The following is a 17,680-nucleotide window of genomic DNA, read 5'->3' as shown; positions in this document are numbered from 1 at the left end:
GTAAATTTGTGACGTGAATATCCAGGTAATTATAATAGCAATACTATTTGCAGCAGCAGTATTTTATGTTTGCAGGCTTGTTTATAAAAACTTGTTTACAAAAAAAAGCTGCGGAAGTAACTGTAAGTGCGGCGTTGATTTTTCAGCTATCGAAGCTGGCAAATCAAACAAATAAAATAAACCATTTATATACCCTAAAAGCAAAATAGTATTTTATTTAAAAAAATTTAATGTCCAATAAACAGGTTTTTCAAACTGATACCCCGAGTAGATGGATCCGTTTTAAGTGGCTTAGCCGCGCACTCATTATTGTGCTGGTTGCCAGTGTTGTGGCTGCTGCAATTACAGTTACTTCAAAACAATACCCCAGTTTACCAAACTTAAACCCGGCCCCCAAAAAACTTACCAAAGAAGAGCTTGATCAATTAAAAAAATCTAAAAAATTCAAGGATTTTAAAATTGATAAACGCGAAATACAAAAATTGTCTATCGCCCGTCACTTACATCAGCTAAAACGCCCCAATAACAAAGACCGGATAAATGCCGCCTTTTACAGGCCATGGGAAGCTCAGGCCTATAACTCACTTGCAGAACATATCGCCAAACTGGATATGGTTGTGAGCGAAGGTTTTTTTATAAAGCCCAAAACCGATACAATTGTTGCCAATGTTGATACAGGGCTTATAAATTTGAATAAAAAATATAAAAAGCCTGTGTTGATGACGTTATCAAACTACGTTAACGTTAATAATACTAAGGGCGGATATGACAGTAAAGATGTTGAGCGAATTATAAAAGATAAAAAGCTTAGGATCGGATTTATACAAAGCATTGTACGCCAGCTGCAAAAATTTAAATTTCAGGGCGTTAACCTTGATTTTGATGAAATAAAAAATCGCAACAGCAAAAACTATATTGCCTTTGAAAATGACCTGTATGCCATATTGCACCCTGCGGGCCTTTTGGTAACACAAAACGTAATTCCGGACGATGAACAGTTTAACCTGGAAAGATTGCAGCATGTAAACGATTTTTTGTTTGTAATGGCTATTGATCAGCACAACGAAAACAGTAATGCCGGCGATCTTTCAAACCAGCACTGGGTTGAAAAAATACTGGATGATGTTTGCACCCGGATTCCAAGCGAAAAAGTAATACTAACCGTTGCAGGTGGCGCATATGATTGGCCAGAAGGCAGTATAGGAAAAGCTATAGGCTATCCCCAGGCTATAAGTGTTGCGCAGGAAAATAAAAGTAAGATCGCCTTCGACTCTATGTCAGCAAATCTTCATTATACCTATTTTGATGATGACAGCTTAGAACATACCGTATATTTTACCGATGCTGCCACCAACTTTAACATCATCCGCCAGGCGGATGACTGGGCTACGGGAGGTGTTGCCTTGTGGCGCTTAGGATCAGAGGATCCCCGTTTATGGACATTTTTCCAAAAGAACCTGTCAACCGACTCGTTGAAAAAAACAGGGATAGATGTAAAACGGTTAACTACCGTAGGTTTAAATAATAAGATAAACTATGATGGTGACGGCGAGGTGCTGGACCTGATAACTACGCCAACTCCCGGACAAATTGATGTGCGGATGGATACAACGAACTTTGTTATAACCAATCAAAGCTACATTAAATTACCAACCAAATATGTAATAAAAAAATACGGTTATGCACCGGGCAAAATAGTTTTAACGTTTGATGATGGCCCCGACCCTGACTATACGCCACGTATATTAGATATTTTAAAACGCGAACATGTGCCTGCCGCATTTTTTGTGGTCGGCTCAATGGCTGAAAAAAATATTTCTATCCTTCGCAGAGAGTTTGAAGAGGGGTATGAAATTGGCAACCATACTTTCTTTCATCCGGATATCTCTACAGTTAGTATATCAAGAGTAAATCTTGAACTAAACGCAACCCGAAAGCTGATTGAATCGGTAACCGGCAGAAGTACCATATTGTTCCGCCCGCCGTTTAATGCTGATGCTGAACCACAAACACTGGCTGAGGTTATTCCAGTAGCCGAAAGCCGCAAGCAAAGCTATATTAATATTGGCGAATCAATTGACCCATGGGACTGGCAGCCAGGTGTAACTGCAGACAGTATTGTCGCCCGTACCATTCGGCAAAAAGACAATGGCTCTATGCTGTTACTGCATGATGCAGGCGGCGATACCCGTGAAGAAACTGTAAAAGCATTGCCTGAAATTATACATTTTTTCAAAAGTCATGGTTATAAATTTACTACCATAGCCGATGTCTTAGGTAAAACCAAAGACGACCTGATGCCGCCTATACAAGATGATGCCAATTCAGGCGTGTTAGGCTCTTTGTATAACCTGCTGATCCAGTTTTATTTTTATGGTAACTGGTTTTTACTTTACCTGTTCCTGTCGGCTATTTTTCTTGCCGTAGGCCGGGTGGTACTTATTGGAATACTTGCTGTAAGACAATATGCAGATGACAAAAAAACAAATCGTACAGTTGCTGATCTTTCCACGCTGCCACCGGTAAGTATAATTGTACCAGGTTATAATGAAGAAGTTACCGCTATTAAAACAATCCAAAGCTTACTTAAAACTGAGTATAATATATTTGAGATAATCTTTGTCGATGACGGGTCGAATGATAAAACCTATGAACTTGTTAATGATGCTTATGGAAAGCATCCTTTGGTAAAAGTGTTAACTAAACCCAATGGTGGCAAGGCATCGGCATTAAACTTTGGCATTAGCTATGCACAGTATGAATTTGTAGTTTGTATTGATGCGGATACACAGCTAAAAGACGATGCTGTATACCATTTGATGACCTATTTTTCTGATGATGAAATTGGTGCAGTTGCAGGTACCGTTAAAGTAGGTAATGAAAATAACCTGATCACCCGCTGGCAGTCTATCGAATATATTACATCTCAAAACATGGATCGCCGGGCCTTTGATCTGATCAACAGCATCACCGTTGTTCCGGGTGCTATTGGGGCATTCCGCAAGTCGGCTATTTACCAGGCGGGTGGATTTACTTATGATACCCTGGCAGAAGATTGCGACCTTACCATGCGTATATTAAAGCAAGGGTATATTGTAAAAAACTGTGCAGAAGCAGTTGCTTATACCGAAGCACCTGAAACGCTTGGCGGCTTGTTAAAGCAACGTTTCCGCTGGAGCTTTGGCGTAATACAAAGCTTCTGGAAAAACAAGGATGCGCTTTTCAATAAAAAATATAAGTTTTTTGGCATGGTGGGCATGCCAAACATCCTCATCTTCCAGATCGTGTTGCCGCTATTCTCCCCGCTTGCCGACCTGATAATGATATTTGGCTTATTTAGCGATAAGCCCGGCAAGATTCTTTTCTTTTATGCTGCGTTTGTAGTAATTGATTTTATAGTGGCCATTATTGCATTCTGGATGGAAAAGGAAGATTACAAAAAGCTGGTTTACATTATACCTCAGCGATTTATATGGCGCCAGTTGATGTACTATGTATTGTTCAAATCCATCCGTAAGGCCTTAAAAGGTGAGCTTAGCGGCTGGGGGGCATTAAAGCGTACCGGGAATGTGATTATTAAGAAGGATGTGCCTGTTGGTAGTGACTAGTGTGGTGACATATATGATTTGATATTTAGTCTTGAGTCGAAAGTCTTGAGTTCTAAGTCAGAAAAAGACAAATTTTGACTTAAGACTGCTAACTTAACCATAGAGATTAGTTGCGCTTAAACTGTTTCTGAAACATGGACAGGAACGATAAATCAGTTATTTATGGAAACACCGGTGCTTACGGTAATTGATATTAGCGGCAAAACAGCCGAAATCAGCGACATATATAAAAACATACCTCTTGCTTTTATTAACGACCACGTGATACGGGTTAGCGTTATGACTCAGCCATTTTACTGGCATTTACATCCAAATTCTGATGAAAGTTTTTTAGTTATTGAAGGTTCCCTATTTATTGACCTTGAAAATACCATGATAGAATTGTTACCGGGGCAATTATTTACTGTTCCCAAAAACACAAATCATCGTACAAGGCCTAACGGCAGCAAGTCTGTAAATCTCACATTTGAGCTTAGGGACATGGAAACTATAAAAACTGATAATTCGGAAGATATTCCCAAATCATAATCTGACGGACTGAGGGTTAAACCTTCTCTATCAAACAAACTGCGTAAGCAACAATGCCTTCTTCGCGGCCTATAAAGCCTAGTTTTTCATTTGTGGTGGCTTTTATGGAGATATCATCAGCGTCAATGCCGGCAGCTTCGGCAATGTTAGCCTGCATAGCAGGAATATGTGGATTTATTTTGGGTGCTTCAAGGCACACCATCCCATCTATATTGTTAATTTCCCAGCCTTTTTCCCGCAGCAGCACCATTACATGTTGCAACAGTACCAGGCTGCTGATGCCTTTCCAACGCACATCCGTATTTGAAAAATGGTGGCCAATATCCCGCAGGTTAGCTGCACCCAATAATGCATCGCAAATTGCGTGTAATAAAACATCAGCATCTGAATGGCCGAACGCGCCGGCATGGTGCTCTAAATTAACACCTCCTAAAATAAATGGGTGCTGTTCTTTTAACTGGTGTACATCAAACCCAAACCCTACCCTAATTTTCCCCATTATCTTTTATTCTTGTTTTTTTCGCCGCCAAAACTGGCTGATATGGTAAAACGCAAAGTATTGGCTAAAGGGCTATTTTGCTGGCTGGCAGCAAGGTATGAAAAATCAAAAGTATAGCTATCGTATTTTAATCCTATACCTGCAGTTAAATAATGTGCTCCTCCTTTATTGGCATTTTGATAAAAGTAGCCTGCTCTTATTGCAAACAGCTGGTTATACCAGTATTCAAAACCAGGTGAAATGGAAATTTCCTTCAGCTCTTCGCTAAAACCACCCGGTGCATCTGCAAATGAACCAAAAATACCTGCAGGAACTGAAATATTATCCTCCTTACCCTTTATAATATTTCCATCGGCATCGCGTATTGGCGGGGTTGGCACCAAAAGTTTATTAAAATCAACCGTAAGTGTTATTTGGTTATAATCATCAAGGTTGATAGTATTGGCGAAGCCTATTTTTAAATTGGCGGGCAAAAAGTATTTAGGACCGGCATCGCTATAACTGATCTTTGAACCGATATTTGAGATATTTGTACCAAAAGCGAAAATAGCATCATTCCCAAACTCCTGTAGTGGTTTGTTGTAATATAATGATACACCCGCAGATAAAGCGTTACCGGCTTTAGCCTGCTGTCCTGATCCGGTTGCAAAATAAGCATTTGACAGGTTGGAATGGATAAAACCAACGGTTAGCCCAAGCGAAAGACTTTCGCCAAACTTGCGGGCGAAAGATGTGTTTATTAAAAACTCATTAGGCGTATAAGTGCCCTGATTAATCTGATTGGGATCCGTAAGCTGGATACTGCCGTAATTAAAATAGCGTAATGATGCACCAATTGTATTACGGTCGTCCAGCTTATGTGCATAACTTAAAAATGATAAACTAATATCCGGAACCAGTTGCCGCAACCATGGGCTGTATGATAAAGCAACGTTATCATTGCTTTCAAGATAGGCTAGCTTGGCCGGGTTCCAGTAGTTAGCATTTACATCAGGCGTTAACGCAACACCGGCATCCCCCATTGCGCCAGAGCGCGAATCAGGAGTAATATTTAAGAAAGGTACAGCTGTGGGGATAGAAGTTGAGTAATTTGAGCCATTGGAGCTTGTTTGTGACATTGCCAATACTGGCAGTAAAACCGAGGCACTAATAATAATGGCTTTGCTGTATAAAAACTTCATTTGTGAAATTTACTCTTACTTTTAAAGTAATAAATATATGCTAATTGCTGTCTATTACGTACAAGTATCCAAATAAGTTTTCCACCAAAATATTTATGGAATATGTAACTCCCAGCGAAAGATTTACGTTTAAAAGGCGATAAAGTTTTAATTTCTTTTGAAGATTTGGGCTAAATAATTAGCATTTGAGGCAAAATGTTTTAAATTTACCCTTTAAATTAACTGTAAAAACATGAAAGTACTTTTTACTAAAACTGCAATGGTACTGTTGGGCGTAGGCGCGGTGTTGAGCAGCTGCAGTAAACATCAGCAGTCTGAAAAAACCGGGATGGCTTATAACGACAAAACAAATGGCGGTTATGAGCGGTTCAGGCAAACGCACCCATCACCCGGACCAGGACTTATCCCTATTGAGGGTGGTACTTTTGTGGTAGGTGGCAGTGCAGATCAGGATGTTACTTATGATTATAATAATGTACGACGCAGGGTAACAATACCTTCGTTTTATATGGATGAAACAGAAGTTGCCAACCAGGACTGGCTTGATTACCTGCACTGGATAAATATTACTTATCCGCAAGATCGCGAACTGTATTACAATGCACTACCCGATACGTTAGTATGGCGCAAGCCCCTATCATACAATGAGCCGTATGTTGATAACTATCTAAGGCACCCAGCCTTCCAGGATTATCCCGTTGTGGGTGTAACCTGGGATCAGGCACAAGATTATTGCCAGTGGAGAACCGACCGCACAAACGAAAACATTTTACGCGAACGCGGAAACCTGGTTGCATGGAAAGATGTAGCCGGTGGCGGTAAAGGTAAGGGTAAAAATGCTGCCCCAGCTCCTACAAATAAAGAACCTTTTAATACTGACATTTACCTTAACGGGCAAATAAGGGGTGCAGGGGTTGATGGTAAAAAAATGTTGCCGGATTTAAGCCCTAATGCAAAAGCTGCCGTTGGTGCAAATGGTAAAGGTGGAGGTAAAGCCGTAAGGCCGGTACGTTTGGAAGACGGGATTTTAAAACAAGGTTACCGTTTGCCATCAGAGGCCGAGTGGGAATATGCAGCCTTAGCATTAATAGGCAATACACAATTTGAAAACATTGATGATAATAAAGTTTACCCATGGAATGGCCTGGGTGTAAGGTCATCAAAAAAAGCTACCCGGGGTTTAATATTGGCCAACTTTAAACGTGGCCTTGGTGATAATGCAGGTGTTGGCGGATACCTGAATGATAAGGCAGATATTACTGCACCGGTAAGACAATATCCACCAAATGATTTTGGCTTATATAATATGGCCGGAAACGTAAATGAGTGGGTACAGGATACTTATCGCCAAACCTCATTTGAAGAGTTTGATGATTTTAACCCATTTCGTGGTAACGAGTTTACCAATAAACGCTTGTCTGATGCTACAAAAGGCCAATATGCAAAAGATAAATATGGACGCCCTATAAAGGATCCATCTAAATCAAACAAAAAAATGAAATACAGCGAGCTGGTTGCCTTGCAACAATCACAAGCTAATGGTACCGATCCAAATGCAGCACCTGGCACAGCGGCTGCTCCAGGCGCGACGGCCGCCGCTTCAGCTATACCGGGTCAGAAAAATGATTTAGCCGGTAAGCCTTATAATGCGGATTACAGGGGTTATAATGACACTGTTAGCTCAGCATTGTATGGAAAAACCACATTGGTAAATGACCATTCAAAAGTTTACAAAGGCGGATCATGGAACGATATGGCATTTTGGTTAAATCCTGCAACCCGCCGTTTTATGAACGAGGATGATGCAAGCGCCGAAGTTGGTTTCCGTTGCGCAATGACATTGGTTGGCGCGCCTGAAATTCATCCTGAAGGCAAACCACATTACGGTGTTAAAAAGGCTAAGCCTTATAAAGCAACAAGGTAATATTCAGAAAAAAGATAAACAAAAAATGCGCCTCATTTCGAAGCGCATTTTTTGTTTATAGCAATTTATACCAGGTTTTCAAAACATCATCAAAACCTGCCCTTTTTCTACCTTATCTCCGGGTTTTATTTTAACCGTTTTAACTATAACATCAGCGGGAGCTTTGATAATATTTTCCATTTTCATGGCTTCCAGTACAAACAGGTTATCCCCCTTTTTAACTTCCATACCTTCGGTAACAAAAACCTTAAGAACCATGCCCGGCATTGGCGCTTTTATCTCGCTAACCTTTGCCGTGTTTAAACTGCTTAAGCCTAATTTATCAAGCAAAATGTCAAACTGGTCTTCTGCAGTAACGGTATAGGTATTATTGTTCACTTTGATTTCAGCAGTTTTTTCTGAACCATTAAAGCTAACCACCTCAACATTGTATGATTGCAGGTCATTAATAACATGAAATGAAGAAGCATTTAACTGCTGAATATCGACAGTTATTTTTTCACTGTTTATAGATAGCTCATCGCCATCTTTAGCTATATCATAATTATACTTGTCATTAATTTTTAACTGGTACATATGTTTTTAGATTTGAGACGTTAGATATGAGATTTGAGATTAATCAGGGCAACTAATTTATTGTAAGCTATTGCGTTAATACATATTGCACCATGTTAGCGCCCATTTTAAGGGCCTTCACACGATTTTCCTGTGTATCGTTAGCATATGTACCATAGTCTTCCCACCCGTTGCCTAAATCGCACTCATAGGTGTAAAAGCATACTAGTCTGCCTTTATATATCAACCCAAAACCCTGGGCTCTTTTGCCATCGTGCTCATGAATTTTTGGCAGGCCGTTAGGAAAGGGAAACTTTTGATGGTATATGGGGTGATTCAGTGGCAGCTCAACAAAATCAAGTTCAGGAAAAACCTTTTTCATTTGCGGGCGAATAAACTGATCCAAGCCATAATTATCGTCAATATGCAAAAACCCGCCGCCGGTTAAATACTTCCTTAAATTGCGCACATCCTGATCAGAGAATATAACATTGCCATGCCCGGTCATAAAAATAAAAGGGTAATTAAAGATCTCAGCGCTCCCCGCCTCAACCACCTCGTCTTCCTGCTGGAAGTTAGTTTTTAAGTTGTCATTGCAAAATTTTATCAAGTTAGGCAGTGCTGTACGGTCGCCATACCAATCGCCGCCGCCGTTATATTTTAACTTGGCCATTTTGTAGGTGGGTGGCATATTGAAGCTACTGATTGTTATCAGCAATATAAATGACGCAATTATTTTAATGGCCTTTTCCATATTTTTTACTTACAAAGCTAATTGGCTTTTGTCATTCTTCGCTCGCGCTACCCATGACAAGTTATATTGAACATTCAGAGGGCTGTCACCCTGAGCTTGTCGAAGGGCGACGTGCTAAGCATAGTGCCGAAGCCTTTGCCCGCGTCGTGGTTCGACAAGCTCACCATGACATCCCACCCAGATCATTCCTCCTTTAGATTCCGCAGAAGTCTGTATATCTCAGAATGACAGGTATTTTTAATCAACCAACTCTATTCAAAAAATTCACCTCAAAACAAGCCTCTAAAGCGGCTGTTTCTGTTCTTAAACGACTTTCACCTAAAGTTATAGCTTTAAAATCATTATTTAAAGCATCATTAATTTCAGTGGGCGTAAAATCCCCCTCCGGGCCTATTAGTATTAAATAATTACCGTTTGTAATGAGCTCATTTTTCAAATTGGTTTTATCGCCTTTGTCGCAGTGTGCAATAAACTTTTGCCCGTTAAATGGCTTTGCCAATAGCTGGTTAAAACCCACCGGCTCGTTTAAAACAGGGTGGTACGCCTTTATCGATTGTTTTATTGCTGACGTTATAATTTTATTAAGCCGCTCAACTTTTGCTTCTTTACGTTCTGAACGCTGGCAGATGATCAGTGAAATTTCATCAATCCCTATCTCAGTAGCTTTTTCAAGAAACCACTCTGTACGTTCAATGTTTTTTGTAGGAGCAATTGCTATATGTAAATAATGGTTCCGCTTATTAAACGATGCGGTAACCGAATTTATTTGAAGGATGGTTCTTTTTGGGTGAGCGTCTAATATATTTGCGGCATAAAGGCCGCCTTTGCCATCTATTAGTTGCACCTCATCGCCTTTTTCAAGCCGCATTACCCTTATAGCATGCTTGCTCTCCTCTTCGTTAAGAAAATATTGCGGATGCGAAGGGTCAATATCTGGTGTATAAAAAAGTTGCATGGATGAAAGCTAAAAGTATAAAGATAAGTCAGCAGTCTTGAGTCTAAAGTCTTAAGTCAAATTTATATCTTTTTTGACTCAAGACTAAGGACTTAAAACTTAAGACTAAACCTCTAATGTAAATCTACAGCATCTTCTTCATTTATCAACAGCTCAAGCTTAACTGATTCAATGTTTTGGTCAGACTTTTTGAGCACAGTAATATTATATCCGTTTGATTCTTTTTGCTCGCCAACATCAGGGATCTTTCCAAAAATATCCCCCAGCCAGCCTGATACCGTATCAAAGTCGCCATCTTCGGGCAGGTCATGCGGTAAATGCTCATTAACATCATATATGGGTGCAAGGGCATTTACAATAAACTCGCGGTCGTTCACTTTTTCAACTATCGGCTTTTCTTCATCATACTCATCCTGAATCTCACCAACCAATTCTTCAACAATATCCTCAAGTGTAACCATACCTGCTGTTCCGCCAAACTCATCAGATACAATAGCTATCTGGATCCGTTTTTGCTGCAGCTCAGCCATCAGGTCATTGATCTTTTTAGTTTCCGGAACAAAATATGGCTTTCGGATAATATCTTTTAAAATAACCTCCTGGTTGCGGGCCAGTAATGGCAAAATATCCTTTGCGTGTACAATACCGATAATTTTATCAATAACATCATCATATACCGGCATGCGCGAGTAGCCTTCTGATATGATAATTTGAACCAACTCTTCATGCCCGGTATTAACGTCGACGCCCGAGATCTTGGTGCGGGGGACCATTATATTTTTCACCACACGCTCATTAAAATCAAAGACATTCTGGATCAACTCATGCTCATTTGAATCGAGCGCGCCAGTTTCCTTGCCCTGCTCCAGCAAATATTGCAGTTCTTCCGAACTGTGGCTCGCTTCACCTTGTACAGGGGTAATGCCAATAAGGTTTAATACCATGTTTGCAAAGCCATTTAGGATCCAAATTATGGGCTTAAAAACCGCAAAAAAGAATCGCAATGGTAAAGAAATAGCCATTACCGTACGAATCGATCTTTGTATAGCAATTGATTTAGGTGCAAGCTCGCCAAACACGATATGGAAAACCGTGATAAAAGCAAATGCTACAACATGGCTTATATCAATAATAACATTTGATGTAATATTTAAGCCAAAAGCCGAAAACATGCGAAGCATAAGGTTTGTAGCAACTTCCTGCCCAACCCAACCCAGGCCTAACGAAGCAATGGTAATGCCTAATTGTGTAGCAGCAAGGTAACCATCAAGGTTATGCATAATGCTGCGTGCAACTTTTGCTACCTGGCTGCCTGATTTTGCTTTAAGTTCAATTTGTGATCCGCGTACGCGTACCATAGCAAACTCCGCAGCCACAAAAAAGCCGTTGAGCAACACCAGGAAAAGGGTAAGGAAAAGGTATAAACCGCTTATTTCAGGAACAGGCCCCATATATTAATTATTGGTACACTGGAAAAGTAGACTTATACAATTCTAAACTCTCGTTTATTACTTTATGGGCATAACGTAAACCAAGCAAATGTTCTATAGTTACGTTTTTATCCTCCAGCTTTTTGTAATCCTTAAAAAAACGAACAATTTCCGTCATGGTATGCGGAGGCAATTCGGCAAGGTCATTGATATAATTTACCGACATATCATTTTTTGCTACCGCGATGATCTTATCATCCTGTTCGCCATTATCAACCATGTGCATAACACCCACTACCTTGGCCTCGATGATAGACATAGGAAAAACATCAATTGAACAAAGAACAAGGATATCAAGCGGATCCTGATCATCGCAATAGGTTTGGGGTATAAAACCATAATTTGCGGGATACATTACAGATGAAAATAAAACACGATCAAGTTTTAACAAACCCGACTCTTTATCAATTTCATATTTAGCTTTTGAACCTTTTGGTATTTCAATAATAGCATTAACAATTTCAGGAACATTATTACCAGGAGAAACCTGGTGCCATGGGTGTTGTGTACTCATTTAAATTTTTTATTTTAACTCTTTAACATCCCGCTTAGTTACAATTTGTTTTATAAAAGTTATAACCAGCGGAATTGTTGTGATTATTATCAATCCGATAATAATATACTCCATATAATCTTTTAACTGCGGATACCTTCTGCCCAGGAAATACCCGGTTAGGGTAAAGGTGTTTACCCAGGCAACACTACCGATAATGTTATACAGTGTAAATTTTCTCAGATCAACTTTAACAACACCTGCAAAGATAGGTGCAAAAGTTCTAATTATTGGGAAAAATCTACCTAAAACCAAGGCCATACCGCCATATTTGGTGTAAAAATCTTCAGCAGCCCTTACATAGCGTTGTTTAAAGAATATAGAATTGTTTTTCCTGAACAGCTTTGGTCCCGCCCGGTAACCGAACCAGTACCCCGTATAGTTACCCAAAAAACCCGCTGCTATAAGCGAAAGTACAAGGGTATAGATGGATACATTGAGCCCCCCGTTTGAGCATAAAAGGCCCGACATAAACAATAGATAGTCGCCCGGTAAAAAAAAACCGAAAAACAGGCCGGTTTCAGCAAATACAACAATAAGCAAAAAGTAAAACCCTAAGCTTATGATGGATTGAGCGTCCGTTAAATTTTGAAGATATTCCCAAAAGTTATCCATTCACTATATCTGTAAAGCTACAAATATTAAATGAATTTGTAATGCTTGTGTTACAGATTTAAAGATGAGACCGAAGTTTCTAATGATATGTTACAGATATAAAATATTTTGCAGTAAAAGTGTCAACAGTATTGACACTTTTTTATTGCTAATGCGGTTCTTTTATATCAACTGTGAAATAAACCCCGGATAAACTCCTATAAGAATAGTTACCAATGCAGAAAAACCAAGCACCAGCTTATAATATATAGGGATTGTAAGCTCGGTGCGGTCGGCATCGCGAAAGTACATAGCAACAATTACCCTGAAATAGTAGAAAATACTTATAATGGCATTCACAACCGCTAAAATAACCAACCAAACCTGGTATTGCTTTAAAGCAGATGAGAACATAAAGAATTTACCTATAAAACCCGCAGTTAAAGGGATGCCCGCTAATGAAAGCATAGCGATGGTTAATACCAGGGCAAGAAAAGGGTTCTTTTTTGAGAGGCCGTTAAAGCTTTCAAAGTTATCGCTGCCCGATTGCTGCTGGACTAATATCAATGCGCCAAACGCTATAATAGATGCAATAGAATAAGCAGTTGCATAAATTAAAACCGAGCTGCCTGAACTTGCACCTAGTGCCACTATAGCAAACAATAGGTAACCAGCATGCGAAATACTTGAAAATGCAAGCATCCGTTTAAAGCTTTGCTGGTAAAGGGCAGTTATATTTCCTATAAACAAAGTTAATATTGTAATTACCAAAACTACCGGAGCCCAAAATTCTGAAAGAGGGGCAAAACAGGAAGAGAACAAGCGTAAAAATGCTGCAAAGCCGGCTGTTTTTACTACTGTTGACATGAAGGCAGTGATAAGCGTTGGCGAACCTTCATATACATCGGGTGTCCAGAAATGGAAAGGGGCTGCACCAACTTTAAAACAAAGGCCCACAATAATCAGCAGGATACCGGTGTAAAACATTGGGGTTATCTCTTTGGCGTGCGGATGTTCTAAAACCCAGTCGCGGATTACTTCAAGACTAAACGAACCTGATGCGCCGTAAATAAGGGTTATGCCAAACAGTAAGATCCCTGTTGAAAATGCACCCATCAAAAAATATTTTAAAGCGGCCTCATTTGAAGCAAAATCGCTCTTTTTTATACCTGCAAGGATATATAAGCTTACCGACATGATCTCGATACCTATAAACAGCATGGTTAGGTTATAGAAAGAAACCATAACTATAATACCAGCCAGCGAAAAAAGGATAATGGCATAATATTCGGCAACGTGACTGCTTATCCGTTCAAAATATCCCCTTGATAAAAATATGATCAGGATAGTTGAGATGATGGTAACTCCGGAAAATGCAATTGAGAAATTATCAAACAACATCATGCCATGATAAATAGGCACGGCGCTGTCATTCCATTGTGAAACTGCAAAACCCAAAGCTGCCAGCAAACCAATAATAGTAACCGGTAACAAAGCTTTTTGAGCTTTGTATAAACCTAAATACAAAATCACTATAGGTAAAACGGATATGATAATTAACGTATTCATTATTTTAGTTGCGGAAATTTAGGATTCACTGTATTAAACAAGTGGTTAACTGCAGCTTCAGATATATGTAAAATTGGCTGCGGATAAATACCAATAATTATTATTAAGGCACAAATGATAGAAAGCGCCAGTGTTTCTGAACCGCTAATATCAACAAAAGTAATTGTAAGATCATTAGTTGGCCCGTGCATTACTTTTTTATACATGCGCAGCATATAAACAGCGCCGAATATCATAGTTAAGCCGGCGGCAGTAACCATCCATATGTTCCATTGAAAAACACTGCTTAAGAGCAAAAATTCACCCACAAAACCATTGGTTAAAGGTAAAGCTACTGTACCAAGTACTATAATTAAAAATGCTGTTGCAAATTTGGGTGCGTTTTTAGCTATACCACCCAAATCGCTTATTGCTCTTGTACCTAAACGCCTGCTGATGATATCCCAGATAAAGAACATTCCGATAACGTTAATACCGTGGCTCAGCATTTGGATCATTGCTCCTTGCAGACCCTCTATAGTCCATACAAAGATGCCGGCAGCTATTAAGCCAACGTGTGCTATTGATGAATAAGCAACAAGGCGCTTGCCATCGTTCTGTTTAAATGCAATGATGGATGCATAGCCAATTCCTATAACAGCAAGCATAATTGTCATGCTTTGCCATTCAAAAAATCCTAAAGGCGCATTTGGGATCATCCAGCGAATAACTCCATAGATTCCCATTTTTAGCATAATACCTGATAATAACATAGTACCTGCTGTTGGCGCTTCGGTATAGGTATCGGGTTGCCAGGTATGCAGCGGGAACAATGGCATTTTAATGGCGAAGGCTAAAAAGAACGCCCAAAAAACAAATACCTGGCTGTGCGCATCAAGCCCCAATCTATAAAACTCAAACAGATCGTAAGTCTTTGAAGGCGTTTGCAGGTACAGGTAAATTATACCCAACAACATAAACAATGAGCCCGAAAAGGTATAAATGAAAAACTTAAGCGTTACACGGATCCGGTTTTCGCCGCCCCACAATGAGCAGATAAAATAAATCGGGATCAGTGCTGCTTCCCATCCCACATAAAACAAAAACCCATCCAATGCGGTAAATACAACCAGCAAGCCAGCCTGCATAAACAATATCAGTGCATAAAAAGCGCTTGCATTTTTGTACTGATGTTTGTAGGTAGTTAAAATAATAAGCGGTACCAGCACAGTGGTTAGCAATACCATCATCATGCTTATGCCGTCAATACCCGCATTAAAATAAATGCCTAATTTGGGGATCCAGGGTACATCAACGGCAAATTGTATGGAAGCATCGGGCACAAAGCCTGATAATAAGAATAATGCTATTGCCAGTTCGGCAACAGAAAAAGTTAACGCTGCATGCTTAGCTGCACCGTTATTAAACAATAAAACAGCAAGGGCCGCAATTACCGGTAAAAAAATTAAAATACTAACCGTCATTTTATGTTGTAAACGCTAATCGTTTTTTATGCTTTAATTAAAATGTACATTAATATGGAGATGATACCTGCTACCATCATAAATATGTAAAACCCTACATTGCCCGTTTGCAGCAAACGCAAACCCTTGCTGGCCTCAATTGATCCCTTGCCAAGTCCATTCACAAATCCATCAATACCTAAGCGATCAACAACTTTATCGAAGAACACTGATAAAGCATCCAATGGCTTACGGATAATGGCATCATACAATTCATCTATATAAAACTTATGGTATGATATATCAACCAATGCCGGGCGCTCCTCTGTATCCCTAACCGGTACATGTGCATTCTTTATGTATTTAACATAAGCATACAATATTGCCAGCAACGCACCGCCAACTGATATGCACATTAAAGTAATTTCAGTACTTTTTGATAATTCGGGCACTACCAGCAGCGCGGTTGATTTTTCAAATACCGGCGCTAAAAAATGCTCCAGCCAGTGATGGCCGCCCAGTGCTTCGGGAACGCCTATAAAACCACCAACTATTGATAAACCGGCAAGTATAATAAGCGGGATAGTCATTGATGAAGGCGACTCATGCAAGTGACGTTCCTGCTCATGAGTACCGCGGAACTTACCGAAGAAAGTAAGGTACATCATTCGGAACATGTAGAACGCGGTAAACATTGCTGTAATTACACCTATAATGTACATAGGGGTGCTATGCATAAAAGTATGGGCCAGGATCTCATCCTTTGAAAAGAACCCTGCAAACGGCGGGATCCCCGAGATGGCCAGCGTACCAATAAACATGGTAATAAAAGTTATTTTCAGTTTGCCGCTTAAGCCGCCCATATTGCGCATATCCTGCTCGCCGCTTACGGCGTGAATTACAGAACCTGCACCAAGGAATAATAACGCTTTGAAAAATGCATGGGTTAAAAGATGGAAAAACGCACCGGTATAAGCGCCAACGCCTAAACCTAAAAACATATAACCAAGCTGCGATACCGTTGAGTATGCCAGCACCTTTTTAATATCCGTTTGTGTTAATGCTATTAACGCGGCTAAAACTGCAGTTGTTAACCCAACTACAGCTATAATATGCATAGTGGCAGGTGCGAGTGTAAACAATATGTTCGAGCGGGCTATCATATAAACACCAGCCGTTACCATTGTTGCTGCGTGGATCAATGCTGATACAGGCGTAGGGCCAGCCATTGCATCAGGCAACCAGGTAAATAATGGCAGCTGTGCCGATTTGCCAATTGCGCCAACAAATAGCAGGATGGTAATTATTGTATACGGAGCGGACGCAAAGCCTTTTGTTCCGGCAAGTTTAAAAATGTCAGCAAAATTGGCGCTACCAAATATTACCATAATAATGAATATGGCTATGATAAAACCCAAATCGCCGATGCGGTTCATGATGAATGCTTTTTTGGCGGCATCGGCATAATCCGGATTGGTATACCAGAAACCGATAAGCAGGTATGAACAAAGCCCTACTCCTTCCCAGCCAATGAACATAATAAGGTAGTTTGACCCCATTACCAGCAAAAGCATAAAGAAGATAAACAGGTTAAGATAGGCGAAGAACTTGCCAAAACCGGCATCATCCTTCATATATCCCACAGAATACAGGTGAATCAAAAAGCCCACTCCCGTTATGATCAGCAGCATTAATGCGCTAAGCTGATCGATCAGGAATGCAAACGAGATCTTTACAGAACCGGCAGTGAACCAATTAAAAAGATCAACATTGATTGCTTTATGGGTATCATTGATCTGTAAAAAGAGGCCCACGCTTATACCAAAAGAAATTAATACTAATGCGCTGCCGATAAAACCGATAACTGCTTTTGATAAGGTATTACGACCAATACCGTTAATAATAAAACCGGCTAACGGTAAAATAGGAATAAGCCAGATATATTTGTCCATATGCCCCTTAATCCCCTAAAGGGGAAATTTTAAGCCCCCTAACCCCCTAAAGGGGGAAACGGAGTGTTGTTAATTA

At 40.0% G+C, this 17,680-nt stretch carries 14 protein-coding genes; 3 read left to right on the top strand and 11 right to left on the bottom strand.

The features are described 5' to 3' along the window. Positions 1-230: 230 nt before the first annotated feature. Complete coding sequence (locus JWQ54_RS17940) at positions 231-3,608, top strand: glycosyltransferase (RefSeq protein WP_299587532.1); 3,378 nt, start codon at positions 231-233, stop codon at positions 3,606-3,608. 162 nt (positions 3,609-3,770) lie between these two features. Then, positions 3,771-4,136 carry a cupin domain-containing protein gene (locus JWQ54_RS17935; protein ID WP_299587529.1) on the top strand — a complete coding sequence of 122 codons (366 nt, stop codon included), beginning with the start codon at positions 3,771-3,773 and terminating at the stop codon, positions 4,134-4,136. A 16-nt stretch (positions 4,137-4,152) separates the two neighbouring features. Here the strand turns inward: JWQ54_RS17935 and ispF are convergent, their stop codons facing one another. Together ispF and porV are read right to left on the bottom strand one after the other, a co-directional pair. Continuing rightward, the gene (ispF, locus tag JWQ54_RS17930) at positions 4,153-4,635 is read right to left on the bottom strand and encodes a 2-C-methyl-D-erythritol 2,4-cyclodiphosphate synthase (protein ID WP_299587526.1); all 483 of its coding nucleotides are present in this window, start codon (positions 4,633-4,635) and stop codon (positions 4,153-4,155) included. Further along, positions 4,635-5,816: a type IX secretion system outer membrane channel protein PorV gene (gene porV / locus JWQ54_RS17925; RefSeq protein ID WP_299587523.1), complete on the bottom strand. Its 1,182-nt coding sequence runs from the start codon at positions 5,814-5,816 to the stop codon at positions 4,635-4,637. The genes ispF and porV overlap by 1 nt, the downstream gene beginning before the upstream one ends. A 232-nt stretch (positions 5,817-6,048) precedes the next feature. Here porV and JWQ54_RS17920 point away from each other — a divergent pair, with 232 nt between their 5' ends. Then, on the top strand, positions 6,049-7,740 hold the full coding sequence (locus JWQ54_RS17920; protein ID WP_299587521.1) for an SUMF1/EgtB/PvdO family nonheme iron enzyme: 1,692 nt from the start codon (positions 6,049-6,051) through the stop codon (positions 7,738-7,740). 78 nt (positions 7,741-7,818) lie between these two features. Here JWQ54_RS17920 and JWQ54_RS17915 read toward each other — a convergent pair whose 3' ends face one another. The 9 genes from JWQ54_RS17915 to nuoL form a co-directional block, all read right to left on the bottom strand. Beyond that, on the bottom strand, positions 7,819-8,316 hold the full coding sequence (locus JWQ54_RS17915; protein WP_299587518.1) for an acetyl-CoA carboxylase biotin carboxyl carrier protein subunit: 498 nt from the start codon (positions 8,314-8,316) through the stop codon (positions 7,819-7,821). Positions 8,317-8,383: 67 nt separating this feature from the next. Continuing rightward, positions 8,384-9,049, bottom strand: coding sequence for a DUF4159 domain-containing protein (locus JWQ54_RS17910; RefSeq protein WP_299587515.1), 666 nt, complete (start codon positions 9,047-9,049; stop codon positions 8,384-8,386). A gap of 241 nt (positions 9,050-9,290) precedes the next feature. Next, complete coding sequence (locus JWQ54_RS17905) at positions 9,291-10,004, bottom strand: 16S rRNA (uracil(1498)-N(3))-methyltransferase (protein WP_299587513.1); 714 nt, start codon at positions 10,002-10,004, stop codon at positions 9,291-9,293. Between the two features lie 113 nt (positions 10,005-10,117). Beyond that, entirely contained in the window at positions 10,118-11,455 is a 1,338-nt protein-coding gene (locus JWQ54_RS17900) for a hemolysin family protein (protein WP_299587510.1), read from the bottom strand. Positions 11,456-11,462: 7 nt separating this feature from the next. After that, on the bottom strand, positions 11,463-12,008 hold the full coding sequence (locus JWQ54_RS17895; protein WP_299587509.1) for an inorganic diphosphatase: 546 nt from the start codon (positions 12,006-12,008) through the stop codon (positions 11,463-11,465). A 9-nt stretch (positions 12,009-12,017) separates the two neighbouring features. Next, complete coding sequence (locus JWQ54_RS17890) at positions 12,018-12,662, bottom strand: VTT domain-containing protein (RefSeq protein WP_299587506.1); 645 nt, start codon at positions 12,660-12,662, stop codon at positions 12,018-12,020. 162 nt (positions 12,663-12,824) lie between these two features. Continuing rightward, positions 12,825-14,210 (bottom strand): NADH-quinone oxidoreductase subunit N, encoded by a 1,386-nt coding sequence (locus tag JWQ54_RS17885; RefSeq protein ID WP_299587503.1) that lies wholly within the window; start codon positions 14,208-14,210, stop codon positions 12,825-12,827. Beyond that, positions 14,210-15,673, bottom strand: a complete 1,464-nt coding sequence (locus tag JWQ54_RS17880) for a NuoM family protein (protein ID WP_299587500.1) — start codon at positions 15,671-15,673, stop codon at positions 14,210-14,212. Before JWQ54_RS17880 ends, JWQ54_RS17885 begins: the two co-directional genes overlap by 1 nt. A 26-nt stretch (positions 15,674-15,699) precedes the next feature. Next, positions 15,700-17,604: an NADH-quinone oxidoreductase subunit L gene (nuoL, locus tag JWQ54_RS17875; protein WP_299587497.1), complete on the bottom strand. Its 1,905-nt coding sequence runs from the start codon at positions 17,602-17,604 to the stop codon at positions 15,700-15,702. Positions 17,605-17,680 lie beyond the last annotated feature (76 nt).

It is taken from the genome of Mucilaginibacter sp., from assembly GCF_028288225.1.
Lineage (GTDB): Bacteria > Bacteroidota > Bacteroidia > Sphingobacteriales > Sphingobacteriaceae > Mucilaginibacter.
Note: the sequence above shows the minus strand (reverse complement) of the source record. Positions and strands in the feature narration are given on the sequence as shown.

What these genes read in the sequence shown, in the direction of transcription:
- JWQ54_RS17910 (WP_299587515.1), bottom strand. Translation starts at nt 9,049, where the DNA reads ATGGAAAAGGCCATTAAAATAATTGCGTCATTTATATTGCTGATAACA.
- JWQ54_RS17890 (WP_299587506.1), bottom strand. Translation starts at nt 12,662, where the DNA reads ATGGATAACTTTTGGGAATATCTTCAAAATTTAACGGACGCTCAATCC.
- porV (WP_299587523.1), bottom strand. Translation starts at nt 5,816, where the DNA reads ATGAAGTTTTTATACAGCAAAGCCATTATTATTAGTGCCTCGGTTTTA.
- JWQ54_RS17905 (WP_299587513.1), bottom strand. Translation starts at nt 10,004, where the DNA reads ATGCAACTTTTTTATACACCAGATATTGACCCTTCGCATCCGCAATAT.
- ispF (WP_299587526.1), bottom strand. Translation starts at nt 4,635, where the DNA reads ATGGGGAAAATTAGGGTAGGGTTTGGGTTTGATGTACACCAGTTAAAA.
- JWQ54_RS17940 (WP_299587532.1), top strand. Translation starts at nt 231, where the DNA reads ATGTCCAATAAACAGGTTTTTCAAACTGATACCCCGAGTAGATGGATC.
- JWQ54_RS17895 (WP_299587509.1), bottom strand. Translation starts at nt 12,008, where the DNA reads ATGAGTACACAACACCCATGGCACCAGGTTTCTCCTGGTAATAATGTT.
- nuoL (WP_299587497.1), bottom strand. Translation starts at nt 17,604, where the DNA reads ATGGACAAATATATCTGGCTTATTCCTATTTTACCGTTAGCCGGTTTT.
- JWQ54_RS17935 (WP_299587529.1), top strand. Translation starts at nt 3,771, where the DNA reads ATGGAAACACCGGTGCTTACGGTAATTGATATTAGCGGCAAAACAGCC.
- JWQ54_RS17920 (WP_299587521.1), top strand. Translation starts at nt 6,049, where the DNA reads ATGAAAGTACTTTTTACTAAAACTGCAATGGTACTGTTGGGCGTAGGC.
- JWQ54_RS17915 (WP_299587518.1), bottom strand. Translation starts at nt 8,316, where the DNA reads ATGTACCAGTTAAAAATTAATGACAAGTATAATTATGATATAGCTAAA.
- JWQ54_RS17885 (WP_299587503.1), bottom strand. Translation starts at nt 14,210, where the DNA reads ATGAATACGTTAATTATCATATCCGTTTTACCTATAGTGATTTTGTAT.
- JWQ54_RS17880 (WP_299587500.1), bottom strand. Translation starts at nt 15,673, where the DNA reads ATGACGGTTAGTATTTTAATTTTTTTACCGGTAATTGCGGCCCTTGCT.
- JWQ54_RS17900 (WP_299587510.1), bottom strand. Translation starts at nt 11,455, where the DNA reads ATGGGGCCTGTTCCTGAAATAAGCGGTTTATACCTTTTCCTTACCCTT.